General features: G+C 62.7%; 16 protein-coding genes. 14 read left to right on the top strand and 2 right to left on the bottom strand.

Annotated features, from left to right (window positions below):
• Nucleotides 1-289: 289 nt before the first annotated feature.
• The 9 genes from FJ942_RS08695 (at nucleotide 290) to FJ942_RS08655 (ending at nucleotide 9,363) form a co-directional block, all read left to right on the top strand.
• The gene (locus FJ942_RS08695; RefSeq protein ID WP_140496730.1) at nucleotides 290-469 is read left to right on the top strand and encodes a Flp family type IVb pilin; all 180 of its coding nucleotides are present in this window, start codon (nucleotides 290-292) and stop codon (nucleotides 467-469) included.
• 161 nt (nucleotides 470-630) lie between these two features.
• Nucleotides 631-1,149, top strand: coding sequence for a prepilin peptidase (locus FJ942_RS08690; RefSeq protein ID WP_140513204.1), 519 nt, complete (start codon nucleotides 631-633; stop codon nucleotides 1,147-1,149).
• 201 nt (nucleotides 1,150-1,350) lie between these two features.
• On the top strand, nucleotides 1,351-2,163 hold the full coding sequence (gene cpaB / locus FJ942_RS08685) for a Flp pilus assembly protein CpaB (protein WP_140513206.1): 813 nt from the start codon (nucleotides 1,351-1,353) through the stop codon (nucleotides 2,161-2,163).
• Complete coding sequence (locus FJ942_RS08680; protein WP_140496723.1) at nucleotides 2,160-3,680, top strand: type II and III secretion system protein family protein; 1,521 nt, start codon at nucleotides 2,160-2,162, stop codon at nucleotides 3,678-3,680. Before cpaB ends, FJ942_RS08680 begins: the two co-directional genes overlap by 4 nt.
• Before the next feature lie 14 nt (nucleotides 3,681-3,694).
• On the top strand, nucleotides 3,695-4,432 hold the full coding sequence (locus tag FJ942_RS08675; protein ID WP_140685033.1) for a CpaD family pilus assembly protein: 738 nt from the start codon (nucleotides 3,695-3,697) through the stop codon (nucleotides 4,430-4,432).
• Nucleotides 4,433-4,466: 34 nt separating this feature from the next.
• Nucleotides 4,467-5,756, top strand: a complete 1,290-nt coding sequence (locus FJ942_RS08670) for a CpaE family protein (RefSeq protein WP_140513212.1) — start codon at nucleotides 4,467-4,469, stop codon at nucleotides 5,754-5,756.
• Between the two features lie 29 nt (nucleotides 5,757-5,785).
• Complete coding sequence (locus tag FJ942_RS08665) at nucleotides 5,786-7,294, top strand: CpaF family protein (RefSeq protein ID WP_140560882.1); 1,509 nt, start codon at nucleotides 5,786-5,788, stop codon at nucleotides 7,292-7,294.
• A gap of 29 nt (nucleotides 7,295-7,323) precedes the next feature.
• Nucleotides 7,324-8,337, top strand: coding sequence for a type II secretion system F family protein (locus FJ942_RS08660; RefSeq protein WP_140496708.1), 1,014 nt, complete (start codon nucleotides 7,324-7,326; stop codon nucleotides 8,335-8,337).
• Nucleotides 8,338-8,346: 9 nt separating this feature from the next.
• Nucleotides 8,347-9,363 carry a type II secretion system F family protein gene (locus FJ942_RS08655; protein WP_140496706.1) on the top strand — a complete coding sequence of 339 codons (1,017 nt, stop codon included), beginning with the start codon at nucleotides 8,347-8,349 and terminating at the stop codon, nucleotides 9,361-9,363.
• Nucleotides 9,364-9,445: 82 nt separating this feature from the next.
• On the opposite strand, the gene FJ942_RS08650 is transcribed toward FJ942_RS08655, so the two are convergent.
• Entirely contained in the window at nucleotides 9,446-10,267 is an 822-nt protein-coding gene (locus FJ942_RS08650) for a tetratricopeptide repeat protein (protein ID WP_140496703.1), read from the bottom strand.
• Between the two features lie 130 nt (nucleotides 10,268-10,397).
• Between FJ942_RS08650 and FJ942_RS08645 the strand changes: the two genes are divergently transcribed.
• The 5 genes from FJ942_RS08645 (at nucleotide 10,398) to pdeM (ending at nucleotide 16,441) form a co-directional block, all read left to right on the top strand.
• Entirely contained in the window at nucleotides 10,398-11,762 is a 1,365-nt protein-coding gene (locus tag FJ942_RS08645; RefSeq protein ID WP_140629770.1) for a leucyl aminopeptidase family protein, read from the top strand.
• Nucleotides 11,763-11,839: 77 nt separating this feature from the next.
• The gene (locus tag FJ942_RS08640; RefSeq protein WP_140513216.1) at nucleotides 11,840-12,190 is read left to right on the top strand and encodes a MarR family winged helix-turn-helix transcriptional regulator; all 351 of its coding nucleotides are present in this window, start codon (nucleotides 11,840-11,842) and stop codon (nucleotides 12,188-12,190) included.
• Between the two features lie 29 nt (nucleotides 12,191-12,219).
• Complete coding sequence (locus FJ942_RS08635; protein ID WP_140496697.1) at nucleotides 12,220-13,080, top strand: NlpC/P60 family protein; 861 nt, start codon at nucleotides 12,220-12,222, stop codon at nucleotides 13,078-13,080.
• A gap of 98 nt (nucleotides 13,081-13,178) precedes the next feature.
• Entirely contained in the window at nucleotides 13,179-15,728 is a 2,550-nt protein-coding gene (locus tag FJ942_RS08630) for a ligase-associated DNA damage response DEXH box helicase (RefSeq protein ID WP_140897489.1), read from the top strand.
• Nucleotides 15,725-16,441 (top strand): ligase-associated DNA damage response endonuclease PdeM, encoded by a 717-nt coding sequence (pdeM, locus tag FJ942_RS08625; protein ID WP_140496693.1) that lies wholly within the window; start codon nucleotides 15,725-15,727, stop codon nucleotides 16,439-16,441. Before FJ942_RS08630 ends, pdeM begins: the two co-directional genes overlap by 4 nt.
• Before the next feature lie 5 nt (nucleotides 16,442-16,446).
• Here pdeM and FJ942_RS08620 read toward each other — a convergent pair whose 3' ends face one another.
• On the bottom strand, nucleotides 16,447-17,382 hold the full coding sequence (locus FJ942_RS08620) for a DmsC/YnfH family molybdoenzyme membrane anchor subunit (RefSeq protein WP_140513222.1): 936 nt from the start codon (nucleotides 17,380-17,382) through the stop codon (nucleotides 16,447-16,449).

Raw genomic sequence — 17,382 nt, 5'->3', positions numbered from 1 at the left:
GGAACATGAACGAGATTGGTGAACCAACGGTTAAGCAGGCCCGGGCGCCATATGCCGCGATCGTCATACGCGCCGCGGAGCTGTTTCTTTTGCGGCTGCTTGCCTGGGAATTGCGCCTCGGCCGGCGCTTAGCCCATAGTTAACCACGCAATATGTTCCAACCGGGAAAGGAATCGGTAAGGCTGTTTATTAAGTCGATCGAAAGAGCTTCTCCCTAGATTGGCAGCATCCGATCAACCATCACAGAAGTTGACGGAAGTGCTGTAACACGTGGAGTAGGAGCTCTCGAATGTCTAATCTCATTGCACGTTTCGTAAAGGACGAATCCGGCGCGACCGCTATCGAATATGGTCTGATCGCCGCCCTCATCGCGCTCGCCATCATCGTCGGCGCCGGCGCGCTTGGCAACGCCATCAACGCCAAGTTCGAAGCTATCGGAACGTCCCTGAACAACGTCCCGACGCCCTGAACGACGTCAAGTATATTGAGCGCTCGGATTGCGTTCTGGACAAGGGCCGCCACCTGGCGGCCCTTGTTCTATTCAATGTCTTTTTGCCCTGGGCCTCATCAATCGTTAATCGAACATGCTTAGATTGAGTGCGGCTTAATCCGATAATAGGCATAGCGCCGATGCTTGAAGCCCTGATCTTCGTCGTCTTCCCGTTCTGCATGCTGTTCGCCGCGATCTCCGACATGCTGTCGATGACGATCGCCAATCGCGTGCCGGTGCTGCTCGTCGTCGTCTTCGCGCTGGTTGCGCCGCTGACCGGCATGGAATGGGCGGCCTATGGCTGGCATTTCGCCGCCGGCGCGCTGGTTCTTGCCGCAACGTTCGGCCTCTTTGCAATGGGCGGCATGGGCGGCGGTGATGCCAAGCTGCTGGCCGCGACCGCCGTGTGGATGGGACTCAACATCCAGCTCGTCGAGTATCTCGTGGTCTCGACCTTCATAGGCGGCTTGCTGACGCTTGCCATTCTCGTCTACCGGAAGTCGCCGCTTGCGGTTTTTACCGGCCGCAATCCGTTCCTGCGTCACTTCGCGGACGAGACGACCGGGGTTCCCTACGGCATCGCGCTCGGTTTGGGCGGATTGCTGACCTACCCGGATTCGCCCCTGATGGTCTGGGCGCTGGCCAGGCTGGCGGCCTGACCTTACCGATCATTCCTTGGCTGTGTTGCGGCTGGCTCCGCGGAGCGGGGCTGGCTGTTTGTCCGTGGCTGCGCAATACAGCTAATTTATGTAAACCTTAAATTAATCACGATCGTAAGCATTACATTAACCTTGTTTTGACGATTGCCGCTGCAAAGTCCGGCCTGGCTAGGTGGTTTGCCAAGGCGAGGGTTCGGACAGATGCCAGCATCCCGATTGATTATTCTGAGCGTGGCGGTCGCCGCGGCGGGTGGTGCTGGCTATGTCGCGAAGAACATGGTCGCCGCGCCGCCACCGCAGATCGTCGAGTCCGGTCCAGCGGCTCCCGCCGTGGCATTGCAGGACGTGCTTGTCCTGTCGGGTGATGTCACCATGGGCAGCCAGCTCGAGAACAACATTGCCTGGCAATCCTGGCCGGCCGACGGCATCAACGCCAATTTCATCACCAAGGCCACTGCTCCCGACGCCCTGGAGAAACTGAAGGGGTCCATAGCCCGTGTGCCGATGTACGCGGGCGAGCCGGTGCGGCGTTCCAAGCTGATCGGCGAGGGGCAAAGCTTCATGTCGTCGATCCTGCCCTCCGGCATGCGGGCGGTCGCCACGACGATATCGGCCGACACCTCTGCCGGCGGCTTCATCCTTCCGAATGATTTCGTCGACGTCATTATGACCCGCCGGGCCGATGCCAACAGCGGCGGCTCCGGCTTCAACACCGAAACCATCCTCAAGAACATCCGCGTCCTGGCGATCGACCAGACCATCCAGGAGGACGAGGAAGGCAAGAAGACCAGGGTGGGCCAGACCGCCACGCTGGAACTGACGCCCAAGCAGGCGGAGATCATCACCGTCGCCCAGCAGATGGCGGATCGCCTGACGCTCGCGCTGCGCGCGATCACGGACACCCAGGAAAAGAATTTGGATGAGGCCGACTATCTCGTTTCCGGCAATGGCCGCAAGGGAACGGTCAGGCTGATCAAGTCGGGCGAAGTTTCCGAAGTGGGGGCAAGGAAATGAGGCTAAGCGGTAAACTGCCGGCGATCATGGCAGCGGCTTTCGGCCTGCTGCTCGTTGGGACAAACGTGCAGAGCGTTGTCGAGGCCAAGAGTGCACAGGTTTCGGCTTCGGCGGCCACCCAGCGCGTCAAGCTCGGCCTCAACAAGTCGGTGGTCATCGACCTGCCGAGTGATGCCTACGACATTCTTGTCGCCAATCCGACCGTCGCCGATGCGGTGACCCGCACCGCGAGGCGCATCTACCTGTTCGGCAAGGCGGTTGGCGAGACCAACATCTTTGTGTTCGGGCCGAATGGCGAACAGATCGTCAGCCTCGATCTGGCCGTCGAACGCGACGTCGCAGGCCTGGAGGATTATATCAAGCGCTTCATCCCGACATCGTCCATCAAGGTCGAACTGCTGAACGACAACGTCGTCCTGACGGGAACCGTCGACACGCCGCTGGACGCCAAACGCGCCGTCGACCTGGCGACGATCTTCGTCTCGGGCGGTGAAGCGACGACGGGACAATATTCGCAGACCGCGGCCGGCGGCTCGGCCCAGAGTGGTGTCGACATCAACAATCCGGACCAGGAACGCCGCGTCTCGAAAATCGTCAATCTTTTGCAGATCATCGGCGACGACCAGGTCACGCTCAAGGTGACGGTCGCCGAAGTCAGCCGCTCCGTGATGAAGCAGCTTGGCGTCAACATGGTGGGCAGCGGCGGTAGCAACGGCATCAGCTATGACGCGATGAGCACCCCGGCATACGGGCTTGGGAAACCGCTGTCGCAATTCTCGGGAGCTTCGATCGGCACCTCGGCGCTTCAGGCGTATCTAAACGCAATGGAGCAAGGTGGCGTCATGAAGACGCTGGCGGAGCCGACCCTCACCGCCGTGTCGGGTGAGAAGGCGACATTCAGGGTCGGTGGCGAGTTCAATCTCATCACCAGCCGTACGAACAATGTTTCAGACGAGAACAAGACAGGGCAGGTCACATACACCAACGACAAACTCGAATACGGCATCGGCCTGGAGTTTCAGCCGGTTGTGCTGTCGGCCGGTCGGATCAGCCTCAAGGTCCGGACGTCCGTGTCGGAGCCTACTGCCGAAGGCGCCACCACGCTGGAAGCTGCAGGCAGGTTGCCCGGAACCACGTTGTTGTCTATCCGCAAGAGACTTGCCGACACGACCGTCGAATTGCCGTCAGGTGGTTCTATGATGATCGCCGGCCTCGTCCGCGATGACGTCAGGCAGGCTGTCGCCGGCCTGCCCGGGCTGACAAAGATCCCGGTGCTCGGCACACTGTTCCGAAGCAGAGACTTCGTGCGCAACGAGACCGAACTGGTGATCATCATCACGCCCTATCTGGTGAAACCGGTGGCACGAAACGACCTCGCCAAACCTGACGACAATTTCAACGCCGCCAGCGATGGCGCCGGTATGTTCCTGGGCCGAGTCAATCGTGTCTACGGCACAATGCAGACGGACAAGCCCAGCGGCCGTTATCACGGCGTCGTCGGCTTCATCTACAAGTGAACGGGGAAGCGGACATGTCTCAGTCAGCATTGCAGGCAAGGACCATCGCCATGACCACGCGCTCCGGCCGTTCGCGAATTCTCCGGCGCGCCATTCCTGCCCTGGCGGTGGCGATGGCGGCATTGCTGGCCGGCTGCGCCCAGCGCGACAGTGTCACCGTCGGCGCCATTCCAGACGACTACCGCACCAACCATCCGATCGTGATCGCCGAGAAGAACCAAAAGATAGATCTACCTGTCGGTGCAGGTGACCGCGGCATGACCGGCTCGCAGCGCGATACGCTCCTGGGTTTCCTCGACGGCTATGACAAGAGTGCTGCCCCGACGCTGACGATCCAGGTTCCGAGCGGCTCGGCCAACGAGGTCGCCGCCGCCGCAGCAGCGCGCGATTTCGCCCGGCTCGCGATTGCCGCGGGCGTCAAGCGCAACCGGATCGTGGTCGTCTCCTATCAGGCTGCCTCGAGCGAGACATCCGCCCCGATCCGGGTCGCCTATATCGCCGTGAAGGCCCTGACCGACAAATGCGGACGATGGCCAGATGACCTGCTGGAGACGTCTGAGAACAAACACTATGCCGATTTCGGCTGCTCCTATCAAAACAATCTCGCCGCCCAGATGGCCAATCCGGCCGACCTGATCGGGCCGCGCAAGCAGACCACCATCGACGCGGAAAATCGTGGCGCGGTGATCGATGTCTACCGCAGCAGGGGTATTTCGGACGAGTTCCTCGGCAATTCTGAAGTGACGTACTGAGCCGCGCCCTAAGGAAAAGAGAAGTCACGGAAAGATGACCATGAGCAACCTTGCCTATGACACCCCCGTGGACGGCGGTGAGACCTCGCCGCAGGACATCGCCGCGATGCAGGCGCTGCGGCCGGTTCCCCGCATCTCGATCCAGGCATTCTGCGAGACCGAGGGTGTCGCCAATCCAGTCGAGCGCGCCGGCGAGGACCGCCGCATGACCAAGGCCCATCTCAAGGTCCATATGGGCGGCGTCCCCACGGCCATCGAATTCTACCAGTCGGCGCCGACGCCGAACCTGATCCTGCTGGAGTCGCGCAGCGAACCCAAACAGCTGCTGGAACAGCTCGCGCAGCTCTCGGAATATTGCGACCCGTCTTCCAAAGTGGTGGTAATCGGCCACTACAACGATGTCGGCCTCTATCGCGAGCTCATCCGCTCCGGCATTTCCGAATATGTCATCGCGCCGGTGTCGATGGCCGACATCGTCAGCGTCATATCGTCGATCTTTGTCGATCCGGAAGCCGAGCCGCTCGGCCGCTCGATCGCCTTCGTCGGCGCCAAGGGTGGCGTCGGCTCTTCCACCATCGCCCATAACGTGGCTTGGGCGATGTCCTCCCTGTTCAAATCCGAGGTGGTCGTCGCAGACCTCGACCTCGCTTTCGGCACCGCCAACATCAATTTCGACCAGGATCCCGCGCAAGGCATCGCCGAAGCGGTGTTTTCGCCCGAGCGCATCGATGAAGTCTATCTCGACCGGCTGCTGACCCAGTGCGCCGAACACCTTTCGCTGCTCGCCGCGCCCTCGACGCTCGAACGCGTCTATGATTTCGATCCCGACGCCTTTACGCAGCTTGTCGACACCGCGCAGCGCACCGTGCCGCTCCTGGTGCTCGACGTTCCCCATGTCTGGACGGGTTGGACCAAGAACACCCTGATCAAGGCCGATGAAATCGTCATCACGGCGACGCCGGAACTGGCCAATTTGCGCAATACCAAGAATTTGGTCGACATGCTCAAACGGCTTCGTCCCAACGACTCGCCGCCCAAACTCATCATCAATCAGGCCGGCGTGCCCAAACGTCCGGAGATTTCCCCGTCCGATTTCGCCGAGCCGCTCGGCCTGGCCGCGATGGCGATCATCGGCTTTGACCCGCTGCTGTTCGGCAATGCCGCTAACAACGGACGTATGCTTGGTGAAATGGACGCCAAGAACCCGGTTGTCGCCACGATCAACGAAATTGCCCATGTGCTGACCGGCCGCAGCGAAATCCGGGTGAAGAAAAAAGCGGGTCTCGGAAATCTGCTCGGCAAGCTTTCGCGCAACAAGAAATGATGCTTCTTCAGTGGAATCGGTAGTCGATCATGTTTGGTAAGAGAGGCAGCGACGACGGCAACCGGTTCAAGCCGGAATTCCGCCAGCCGGCACCGGCGCCGACCGCGCCAGCCGTCGCGGATTCGGCCGATACGGCGGTTCTTGCGAGGCCGGCGGCCGCACCCGCGTCGAGCGCTCCTGTTGCACCGCCGGCCCGCCGCGCGGTCGAGTCGCCGCCGATAGCTCCGGAGCCGAAGCGGGCGGCGCGCGAAAAGAGCGAAACCTACTACGACACCAAGAGCCAGGTCTTCGCCGCCCTGATCGACACGATCGACCTGTCGCAACTCGCCAAGCTCGATCCCGAAAGCGCGCGCGAGGAAATCCGCGACATCGTCAACGACATCATCGCGATCAAGAATTTCGCGATGTCGATCGCCGAACAGGAAGAACTGCTCGAGGATATCTGCAACGACGTGCTTGGCTATGGGCCGCTCGAGCCATTGCTCGCCCGCGACGACATCGCCGACATCATGGTCAACGGCTCCAAGAACGTCTACATCGAAGTCAACGGCAAGGTCGAACAGACCGGCATTCGTTTTCGTGACAACCAGCAGCTTCTCAACATCTGCCAGCGCATCGTCAGCCAGGTTGGCCGCCGCGTCGATGAATCCAGCCCGATCTGCGATGCGCGTCTTCCCGACGGCTCCCGCGTCAACGTCATCGCGCCGCCGCTCGCCATCGACGGCACCGCGCTCACCATCCGCAAATTCAAGAAGGACAAGCTGACGCTCGATCAGCTGGTGAAGTTCGGCGCCATCTCGCCGCAAGGAGCCGAGGTTCTCAAGATCATCGGCCGTGTCCGCTGCAACATCGTCATCTCCGGCGGCACCGGCTCGGGCAAGACGACACTGCTCAACTGCCTGACCAACTACATCGACCGCGAGGAACGCGTCATCACCTGCGAGGACTCGGCCGAACTGCAACTACAGCAGCCGCATGTTGTCCGTCTGGAAACCCGCCCGCCCAACCTCGAAGGGGAAGGCGAGGTGACGATGCGGGATCTGGTCAAGAACTGCCTGCGCATGCGGCCCGAGCGCATCATCGTCGGCGAAGTGCGCGGACCCGAAGTGTTCGACCTTCTGCAGGCGATGAACACCGGCCATGACGGCTCGATGGGAACGATCCACTCGAACAGCCCGCGCGAATGCCTGAATCGTATCGAATCCATGATCGCAATGGGCGGTTTTTCGCTGCCGCAGAAGACCGTGCGCGAAATCGTCGTCGGCTCCATCGACGTGATTATCCAGGCGGCACGCCTGCGCGACGGATCGCGCCGCATCACTCACATCACCGAGGTGATCGGAATGGAAGGCGACGTCATCATCACGCAGGACATCGTCCTCTACAACATCAAAGGCGAGGACGCGAATGGGCGGCTGCTGGGAGAGCATGTATCGACCGGCATCGGTCGCCCGCATTTCTGGGACCGCGCCCGTTACTATGGCGAGGAGCAGCGCCTCGCAATAGCGCTTGAGGCGATGGAGAAACGCGCTGACTGACGCTGCTGCAGGCGTAAGGGTTCTGGTCGATGTTTGGAATTGACGGCACCGTATTGGCGTTTGTCGTGCTCGCCGGCTTCAGCGCCGGCGCGGTCGCCTATGCATTCCTGTTCACCCGGATCAGCAACGAAAAGCAGGCCGGCAAGCGGCTGGAAACGATCAAGACCGCGGAGACGGATCGCTCCGTCGTCAAGGCCTCGCGCGATCGCGTGGCGGAGGCGGCCAAAAGACGCAAGTCGGTCCAGGATTCCTTGAAGGAACTCGACGAGAAGCAGAAATCCAAGGACAGCGCGGTCAAGAAACCGCCGCTGAAAGCCCAACTGCGCCAAGCCGGCCTGAAGGTTTCCATCGAACGCTTCTACATCTATTCCGCCATTTGCGGCCTAGCCCTGACGATCATCGCCTTTGTGGTGGGGGCGCCGCTTTTTGTTTTGCCTGGCGTGCTGCTGGCCGGTGCGCTCGGCCTGCCGCGCTGGTTCGTCTCATTTCGCCGCGCGCGGCGGGTCAAGGCATTCCTCAACGAATTTCCCAACGCGCTCGACATCATCGTGCGCGCGGTCAAATCCGGCCTGCCGCTGAACGATGCGGTGCGCCTGATCGCCAATGAATCTCCCGAGCCCGTCAAGGCCGAGTTTCGCCGCATCGTCGATTCGCAGCAGATGGGCCTGTCGATCCCGGATGCCACCTTGCGCATGCCCGAAACCATGCCATGCACCGAGGCGAGCTTTTTCGGCATCGTCATTCAGATCCAGTCGCAGGCCGGCGGCAATCTCTCCGAGGCGCTGGGCAATCTTTCGCGCGTGCTTCGCGACCGCAAGAAGATGAAGGCCAAGGTCCAGGCGCTGTCGATGGAAGCCAAGGCGTCCGCCGCCATCATCGGCGCGCTGCCTTTCATCGTCGCGTTTCTCGTCTATCTCTCCAGCCCCAACTACCTGATGCCGCTGTTCACCACGAGCATCGGTAACCTGATCCTGGGGGTTTCGGCCGTCTGGATGTCGATCGGCATCTTCGTGATGCGCAAGATGATGAACTTCGAAGTCTAGGGCCGCGGCATGACCGAACAAGTCGTCAAATCACTGACGGATCCCGGCCTCCTGATCGCGCTGCTGGTCGGCATTGCCGTGTTCGCGACGGTCTTCACCTTGCTGCCGGCATTTGGCGGAAACCAGCTCAAGGCGCGCATGAAGTCAGTCGCGCTGGAACGCGACGAATTGCGCGCCAAGCAGCGCGCGCGGCTTGCAAGCGAGGCGGATCGCCGCCGCAAGGGCCTGCGCGAAGAACAGTCGATCGGCATGCGCAACATCGTCGACAGGCTCGACCTGCGGCGCGCCCTCGCCGACGAGGGTACTTTGCAGAAGCTCAAGGTTGCCGGCTTTCGTGGGCAGAACCCGCTGACGCGGTTCCTCTTCTTCCGCCTCGTGCTTCCGTTTGTCGGCTTCGCACTGGGCGTTATCTACATATTCGTGCTCGGAGGACTGCCGCAGCAGCCACTGTTCATCCGGCTGTTCGTCTGCGTCCTCGTTGCCTATGGCGGCTTCTACGCACCGGTCGTCTATGTCAACAACCGCGCCACCAAGCGCAAGCAATCGATCCAGATGGCATGGCCGGACGCGCTTGACCTGATGCTGATCTGCGTCGAGTCTGGCATGTCGGTGGAAGCGGCGTTGCGCAAGGTCGCCGACGAGATCGGCGCCCAATCGGTGGCCCTTGCGGAAGAATTCATCCTGACGAACGCCGAGCTCTCTTATCTGCAGGAGCGCAAGCAGGCCTATGAGAATCTCGCCAGCCGCACCGGCCTGGAATCCGTCAAGTCGGTGTCGCAGGCACTCGTCCAGGCCGAGCGTTACGGCACGCCTGTGGCGCATGCGTTGCGCGTGCTCGCGGGTGAAAGCCGGGACCAACGCATGAACGCTGCCGAGAAGAAGGCCGCCGCCTTGCCGCCCAAGCTCACCGTGCCGATGATCCTGTTTTTCCTGCCGGTGCTTTTCGCCATCATCCTCGGCCCTGCCGGCATCCAGGTCAGCCAGCGCGGCATCTTCGGCCAGGCGCACGAAACCAGCAGCCAGTAGGTGAATCTGACCGATCCAAAGAAAAACCGCGCGGCTGACGCAGCGCGGTTCTCTTATGCAGGGTTCGGTGGCCGCGTGCCGCTCAGTTGGTTGCGGCTTTCGCCTTGTCCTGGTCCTTGAGCTGGCTCCAGGCATTTTGCTGAGCCAGCATCTGCCTGAGATAAGCGACATTGGCCTGCGCCTGTTCGGGTGACAGCTCCTGCGAGGCGATCTTCTCGGCTTCGTCGAAGCGGCCCTGCAGGCCGACGACCAGCGCCAGGTTCTGGCGCACGCGGCTGTCGGCATTCGGCTGCTGTGCGGCCGAGCGCATATAGGTTTCGGCGGTGCGCAGGTCGCCTCCCAGCACATAGGACATGCCAAGGTTGGAAAGCACCGAAGGTTCGTTCGGCTTGAGCTCCAGCGCCTTGCGGTAGAGCTGGCGCGCGTCGTCCTTCTGGCCGAGTTGGTCGAGAATGGCCGCTTCCGCCGACACCAGCCTCCAGTCGGGATATTCCGGCGTCTGCGCCCGGCGCACGGCATCAAGCGCCGCCTCGAACTGGCCGTTGGCGGCCAGCGCCTTGCCGTAGGCGGCAAGCACGTCGCGATCCTTGGGATAGGCGATCGCCAGCTTGCGCATCACGGCAAGCGACTGGTCGGCATCGCCATCCATCTGCAGCGCCGCGGCGAAGTTGGTCGCTATCCGCTTATCGTTGGGATTCCTGGAATAGGACTGGCCAAGCGCTGCCGTCGCATTGTGCAATTCTCCCGCCGACATCGTCTCCAGCGGCTTGCCGCTGGTGCGTCCGATCGAGCCTGTGCTGATCTTGTCGGTTCCGCAGCCGGCAACGCCTGCGGCCAGCGCGAGCATGAAGGCCGTGGTGATGAGCCGCTTTCCGCTGGCGTTCATCGTGCGGTTCGTCGACATCGGCACCCTGGGCCTCCATTCGTGCGCGTGGCCATTGCGTGACCATCTTCCCTCTCGAAGAAATATTCTGTTAACCCTAACGGACAGTTAAGAAGCGCCGAATCGACGGACGTCGGCAGGAGAACATCGAATGTCAGTGGAACTGGTCGAGAACAAGCTGAACAACCCGCTTCCTGTCCATCTGGTGGCTAAGGACGGTCTGGAGACGGCCGGTCTGACGTCATCAGCCGTGGCGTGGGCCAGGGCCAACGGCTTCTCCGGCGAAGCGGGCAGGACGCTCATCGTGCCTGCGGAAAACGGCGCGCTCGGCGGTGCCTTGTTCGGCATTGGCGACGGCGAGGGCGCGCTGGCCGTCGGCGCGCTGGCGAAAAGCCTGGCGGAGGGCGACTGGCATTTCGCCTCCGCGCCGGCCGAGCCGGAGCTGGCGGCGATCGCGCTGGCCCTCGGCGGCTATGTCTTTACCCGCTATGGCAAGAAACCGGGCAAGGCGCTGCGCTTCGAATTGCCGGCCGGCGTAGAGGCAAAACGCGTTCGCCGCATCGTCGAAGGCGTCTTCCTGACGCGCGATCTTGTCAACACGCCGACCAGCGACATGGGGCCGGACGAGCTGGAGAAGGCGGTTCGAGCCCTGGCCGAAATTCACAAGGCCGAAGTGTCGGTGATCAAGGGCGACGACCTCATCAAGCAGAATTTCCCGATGATCCATGCCGTCGGCCGCGCTTCGTCCGGTGCACCGCGCCTTATCGACATGGGCTGGGGGCCAAGGAGCGCGCCGAAAGTGACGCTGGTCGGCAAGGGCGTCTGTTTCGATACCGGCGGCCTCGACATCAAGCCGTCGTCCGGCATGCTGTTGATGAAGAAGGACATGGGGGGCGCCGCCAATGTGCTGGGTCTGGCCTCGATGATCATGGCCTCCGGATTGAACGTGCGGCTGCGCGTGCTGATCCCGGCCGTCGAGAATTCGATCGCCGGCAACGCCTTCAGGCCTGGCGACGTGTTGGCGAGCCGTAAGGGCATGTCAGTCGAGATCGGCAACACCGACGCCGAGGGGAGACTGGTTCTGGGCGACGCGCTGGCGCTGGCCGACGAGGAGGAGCCGCAGTTGCTTGTCGACATGGCGACACTGACCGGGGCTGCCCGTGTCGCGCTCGGTCCGGACCTGCCGCCCTTCTACACCGGCGACGAGGCGCTGGCCTCGGACCTGGCGGCCGCCTCGCTGGCGGTCGAGGATCCGCTGTGGCGCATGCCGCTGTGGCGGCCCTATGATGCGAAGCTGTCGTCGAAGATCGCCGACATCAACAACGTCACCACCGATGGGTTCGCCGGTTCGATCACCGCGGCGCTGTTCCTCAAGCGTTTTGTCGAGAAGACGGCAAGCTGGGCGCATTTCGACATCTTCGCCTGGAACCCCGCCGATCGTCCGCACGGACCTGCCGGCGGCGAGGCGCAAGGCATCCGGGCACTGGAGCACGTCATCTCGAAGCGTTTTGGCTGATGTGGCGGCGACTTTCAGGGCCGGCAGATTGCTGAAACTGAAACGGAACCGAAACAATTTGCCGTCATTCTCGTGCGATGTCGATTTCGATGCGCCCGAGCCAGGCCTTGCGATTGTGGCAGCAAGTGATGCTGTCGCAGGTGCGCGACGACGCGCCCGACCTCACCATGCGCCAGACGGCTATCCTGTTCACCATCTATCTCGATCCGCCGCCGCACACGGTGCGCGGGCTGGCGGCCCGTCTCAACGTCACCAAGCCGGTCATCACCAGGGCGCTCGACACGATGGGCGCGCTCAAACTGGTGTCGCGCCATCGTGACGAGCTCGACAAGCGCAACGTGCTGATCAAGCGCACGGTCGAGGGCGCCCTCTTTGTCGAGCGCTTCGGCGATGGTATCATCGCCAAGGCACAAGAGCTGCCCATCTGACGACCAGCCGCTTCAATGGATGAACTGATTTGACCGCCAGGGATGCCCGCCTCCACGCCTTTCGGCCCGATCTTGCCGATGCGAGATTGAAAGGAGAGGTCGCTGCCGACCGCTTTGTCGCCGGCCGGCCGGCGCGGATTTCGATCCCGGTTGCCGATATCCGCAAGGCTCCGCGTCCAGACGCTGGTGTCAACACGCAAGCGCTATTCGGCGATGACGTGCTCGTTTTCGAGGACAGAGAGGGCTGGGCCTGGATCCAGGCCGAACGGGACGGTTATGTCGGCTATGTCGCCGACGCCATGTTGGGCGGGCGGGATCATGCGCTCACCCATATCGTCTCCGTGCCCCGAACTTTCCTCTATCCCGGCCCGGATCTGCGCCTTCCGATCGCGGGACAGCTGTCGATGGGGTCCACCGTCACGGTGACCGGGTCCGCCGAAACGCGCGGCACCCACTATGCCGTCCTGCCCTCCGGTGAGGCAATCATAGCGGGTCACCTGCGGCCGCTCAGTAATGTGGCCGCCGACTATGTTTCGGTGGCCGAGATGTTTCTCGGCACGCCATATCTCTGGGGTGGTGTCTCCGGCTTCGGCATCGATTGCTCCGGCCTCGTGCAACTGGCGATGCGCATGGCCGGCGCCGATGTCCTGCGCGATTCCGACATGCAGGCGCAGAGCATCGGCGAGCCGCTCGATCCAGGCCCCGATTATTCCGGCCTGCGCCGCGGCGATCTCGTTTTCTGGAAAGGCCATGTCGCCATCATGACCGATGCCGAGACCATGATCCACGCCAACGGCCACACCATGTTGGTGTCGCGCGAAGGCCTGAAGGAAGCCGTCGCCCGCATCGGCTATCTCTACGGCGGGCCGACGGGGTTCCGGCGGCCCTAGCGCCAATCCTCCCTTCTCCCAGGGAGAGAAAAACTGCTCGATCACCTTTTGTTCCGATTGTTCTTGGCGTTAGCGCGCCGTCGCGCTAACTCTGACGCGTGACAGAGAAGCCGCGCCTTGCCGACCAGAATGCCGCCGTCATTCTGCCCGACCCATTCCTCAGATGGTTTGGCGAGAAGGGCTGGGCGCCGCGCGCGCACCAGATCGAATTGCTGGCGAGGGCTCAGGCAGGGCAGTCGGTACTGCTGATCGCACCGACCGGCGCCGGCAAGACGCTGGCCGGGTTCCTGCCTTCGCTGACCGAACTGGCCGTCAGGGCCAGGCGAAAACCGGGTCAGGCCCATCGCGGCATCCACACACTCTACATCTCGCCGCTGAAGGCGCTGGCTGTCGACATCGAGCGCAACCTTGGCAAACCGGTGGAGGAGATCGGGCTCTCCCTCACCATCGAGACCCGCACCGGCGACACGCCGGCGCACAAGCGCCAGCGGCAGAAGCTGGTGCCGCCCGACATCCTGCTCACCACGCCCGAGCAGCTTGCGCTGCTGATCGCGGCACCCGATGCCAGGCGTTTCTTCGAAGACCTGCGCTATGTCGTGCTCGACGAGTTGCATTCGCTGGTGATTTCGAAGCGGGGTCATCTCCTGGCGCTTGGTCTGGCGCGCCTGCGCCAGTTCATGCCCGAGCTTCAGACCATTGGACTGTCCGCCACTGTGGCCGAACCGGACGAATTGCGCCGCTGGCTGGTCGGCCAGAATCCGCCCAAAAATACGGCAAGTCCCGAAATGGCCGAACTGATCGTCGTTACCGGCGGCGCAAAGCCCGAAATATCCATCCTTGACTCGGAAGAGCGCGTACCGTGGGCGGGGCATTCGGCGCGCTACGCGACGCCGGAGATCTACCGCGAGATCAAGCGCCATAAGACTACCCTGCTGTTCGTCAATACGCGCAGCCAGGCGGAGTTGCTGTTCCAGGAATTGTGGCGCGTCAACGAAGATACCTTGCCGATCGCGCTGCATCACGGATCGCTCGATGTCGCGCAGCGGCGGCGGGTCGAGAAGGCGATGGGCGACAATGCGCTGCGCGCCATCGTCGCCACCTCTACGCTCGACCTCGGCATCGACTGGGGCGACGTCGACCTTGTCGTGCATGTCGGCGCACCGAAAGGAGCGAGCCGGCTGGCACAGCGCATCGGCCGCGCCAACCACCGCATGGACGAACCGTCCAAAGCCATCCTCATCCCGGCCAACCGCTTCGAGGTGCTCGAATGCCGGGCAGCGCTGGACGCCAACTATCTCGGCGCGCAGGATACGCCTCCACTGGTCGATGGCGGGCTCGACGTGCTGGCGCAACATGTCCTTGGCTGCGCCTGCGGCGCACCGTTCCGCGCGGATGATCTTTACGAGGAGGTGCGGTCGGCGGCCCCCTATGCCGGCCTCGATCGGCCGACATTCGACCGCGTCGTCGATTTCGTCGCCACGGGTGGCTATGCCTTGAAGAGCTACGAGCGATACGCCCGCATCCGCCTCAACAAGGAGGGATTGTGGCGGGTATCCAATCCGCGCGTGGCCCAGCAATACAGGCTGAACGTCGGCACTATCATCGAGGTGCCGGCGCTCAACGTGCGTTATGTCCAGGCCGGCAGCAAGGGTTCCGTGTCGCGCGGCGGCAGGGTTTTAGGCAAGATCGAGGAGGCTTTCCTCGAGACGCTGACGCATGGCGACACCTTCATGTTCGCCGGCAAAGTTCTTCGCTTCGAAGGCATTCGCGAGAATGAGTGCTTCGTCTCGAACGCGCCCGGCAGCGATGCGAAGGTGCCTTACTATGGCGGCGGCAAGTTCCCGCTTTCGACCTATCTCGCCGAACAGGTCCGCGCCATGCTGGACGATCCGCGGCGGTGGAAGAAACTGCCCGAGCAGGTGGCCGACTGGCTGCGCTTCCAGGCCGACAAATCGGTGCTGCCCAAACGCGATGACCTGCTGATCGAGACCTTTCCGCGCGGCAACCGCCACTATCTGGTCGCCTACCCCTTCGAGGGCAGGCTGGCCCACCAGACGCTCGGCATGCTGCTTACCCGCCGTCTGGACAGGACGGGCGCCAGGCCGCTTGGCTTCGTCGCCACCGACTATGCCTTGGCCATTTGGTCGCTGGGCGACATGGGGGCGATGTTCAAAGCCGGAAAACCCTCGCTCGGCGCGCTTTTCGATGAGGACATGCTTGGCGACGATCTTGAGGCCTGGCTGGCAGACAGCTGGCTTCTCAAGCGCACTTTTCGCAATTGCGCGCTGATTTCAGGGCTGATCGAAAAGCGTCATCCCGGCAAGGAGAAGAGTGGCCGTCAGGTGACTGTCTCGACAGACCTTATTTATGACGTCCTGCGCAGCCATGAGCCGGATCACATATTGCTCCAGGCGACGCGCGCGGACGCGGCGGCGGGCCTGCTCGATGTCAGCAGACTTGCGGACATGCTCTCGCGCATTCAAGGTCGAATCATGCATAAGAACCTCGAACAGATATCGCCGCTCGCCGTGCCGATCATGCTCGAGATCGGCAAGATGCCGGTGCACGGCGAAGCCGATGAAACGCTGCTGATGGATGCGGCCACGCTGGTTGAGGAAGCCATGGGGCCGGAGATGGCTGAGGAATGAATTTTTCGCTGGCGCGCGCATCGTTGATCGCCGACGCCGATCTGGTCGGCATCGCCGGCGAACGTGCGGTCTGCGATCCGCGCGGCGTGCTCTACTTTCCCGAGCTGAAGCTTCTGGCCGTTTCCGATCTGCATCTGGAAAAAGGCTCATCGCTGGCAAGGCGCGGCATGCTGCTCCCGCCCTATGACACCGGCGCGACCTTGCTGCGATTGCAGGCCGTCATCTCGGACTACCAGCCGGCAATCGTCATCAGCCTGGGCGATTCCTTCCATGATGGCGGCGGCGCCGAGCGCATGCATCGAAGTTTCCGCGAACGGCTGGAGGCGCTGATGGCGGGCCGCGACTGGTTCTGGGTGGCCGGCAACCATGACCCGGAGGCGCCGGCCGACCTGCCGGGCGATACGGTGCGCGAACTCGCCATCGGCTCGTTGCTGTTCCGGCACGAGCCGTCGAAGCTGCGCGTCGAGGGCGAGATATCGGGCCATCTCCATCCCTGCGCCCGCATCGTCCAGCAGGGCCGTTCAGTGCGGCGGCGCTGCTTCGCCGGCGATGGCGGCCGCATGATCATGCCCGCCTTCGGCGCCTATACCGGCTCACTCAACGTGCTCGACCGCGCCTATGCCGGCCTGTTCCGCCTGGAATCGCTGATGGCCTATATGCTCGGCACGGACCGCATCTTTGCGATTTCAGGCTCGATGCTGCGACCCGGCTGAAGCCGCTATTTCCCGTAGTAGAGAGTGACCGTGTGCTTCGCTTCGGCGAAGAACAGCCAACGTTCGACCAGCATGCCGACAAACTGTGCGACCGCGGCGAACACCGATGCGAGCGCCGCGAAAGGTGACGGCAAGGCGAAGGCCGTAATCAGCAGCAAGGCGGGCAGCGCGAAACCCAGGAGCTGGGTGATCCGCCGCAGCTTTGCGCTGTGCTTGCGCGCGATGCGAAAACCCATTTCCTTGAGCAAATAATTTTCCTCGGTATGCGGCCATTCCAGCGATCTAACCGTCCCCCCGGCAAGCCCGGTTGCGGTGTTGGCGTTGGTGGGGATTTCCAATTGGTCGTTGTACCGCCAGGTCGCAAGCTTCCAGGCCCAACCGAGCAGGGTCAGCAGTACGCAGGCTGCCAGAAGCATTTTGGAACCGACGGCAAAGCCTTGGCATAGCGCGGCCAGAAGCACACTGCCGCTCATAGCCGAGAAAATGAGATAGCCGGGCAAGGTGTAAGGGCTGTGCCACTGAGCGATGGGTTTCAGCGAGGCATAGATCATGCCGGTCATGCAGACGGTGATGACGGCGCCAATCGTTGCCAGAAGTCCGGCGGCGGCGACCCAGCCATCGGTGCGGCCAAGAATGACCCAGCCAATGCCGAACAGTCCGGCCGGGACGAAGGTGGCGACCGAGGCGACGCCTTCGCGCGACAGCCAGGAACTGCGCCATTGCGAGAACGCACGCCAAGCGCGTTCGGGGCGGCCGAGATGTCCGGTCGAGGACAACAGGCCGGCGGTGATCAGCCCGAGCGCCAGTCCCATGCCGATGAAGCCCAGCCAGAAATCGGGTGCGATGACGCCAAGTGGCGCCAGCACGCCGAGCAGCGCCAGCAGGCCGTAGCCGGCGCCGGTGGCGGTGGTGAAGAAGACGACGGAGAAGGCTGGATGCAT

Origin of the sequence: Mesorhizobium sp. B2-4-2 (assembly GCF_006442845.1) — a bacterium.
In the GTDB taxonomy this organism is placed as follows: domain Bacteria; phylum Pseudomonadota; class Alphaproteobacteria; order Rhizobiales; family Rhizobiaceae; genus Mesorhizobium.
Note: the sequence above shows the minus strand (reverse complement) of the source record. Positions and strands in the feature narration are given on the sequence as shown.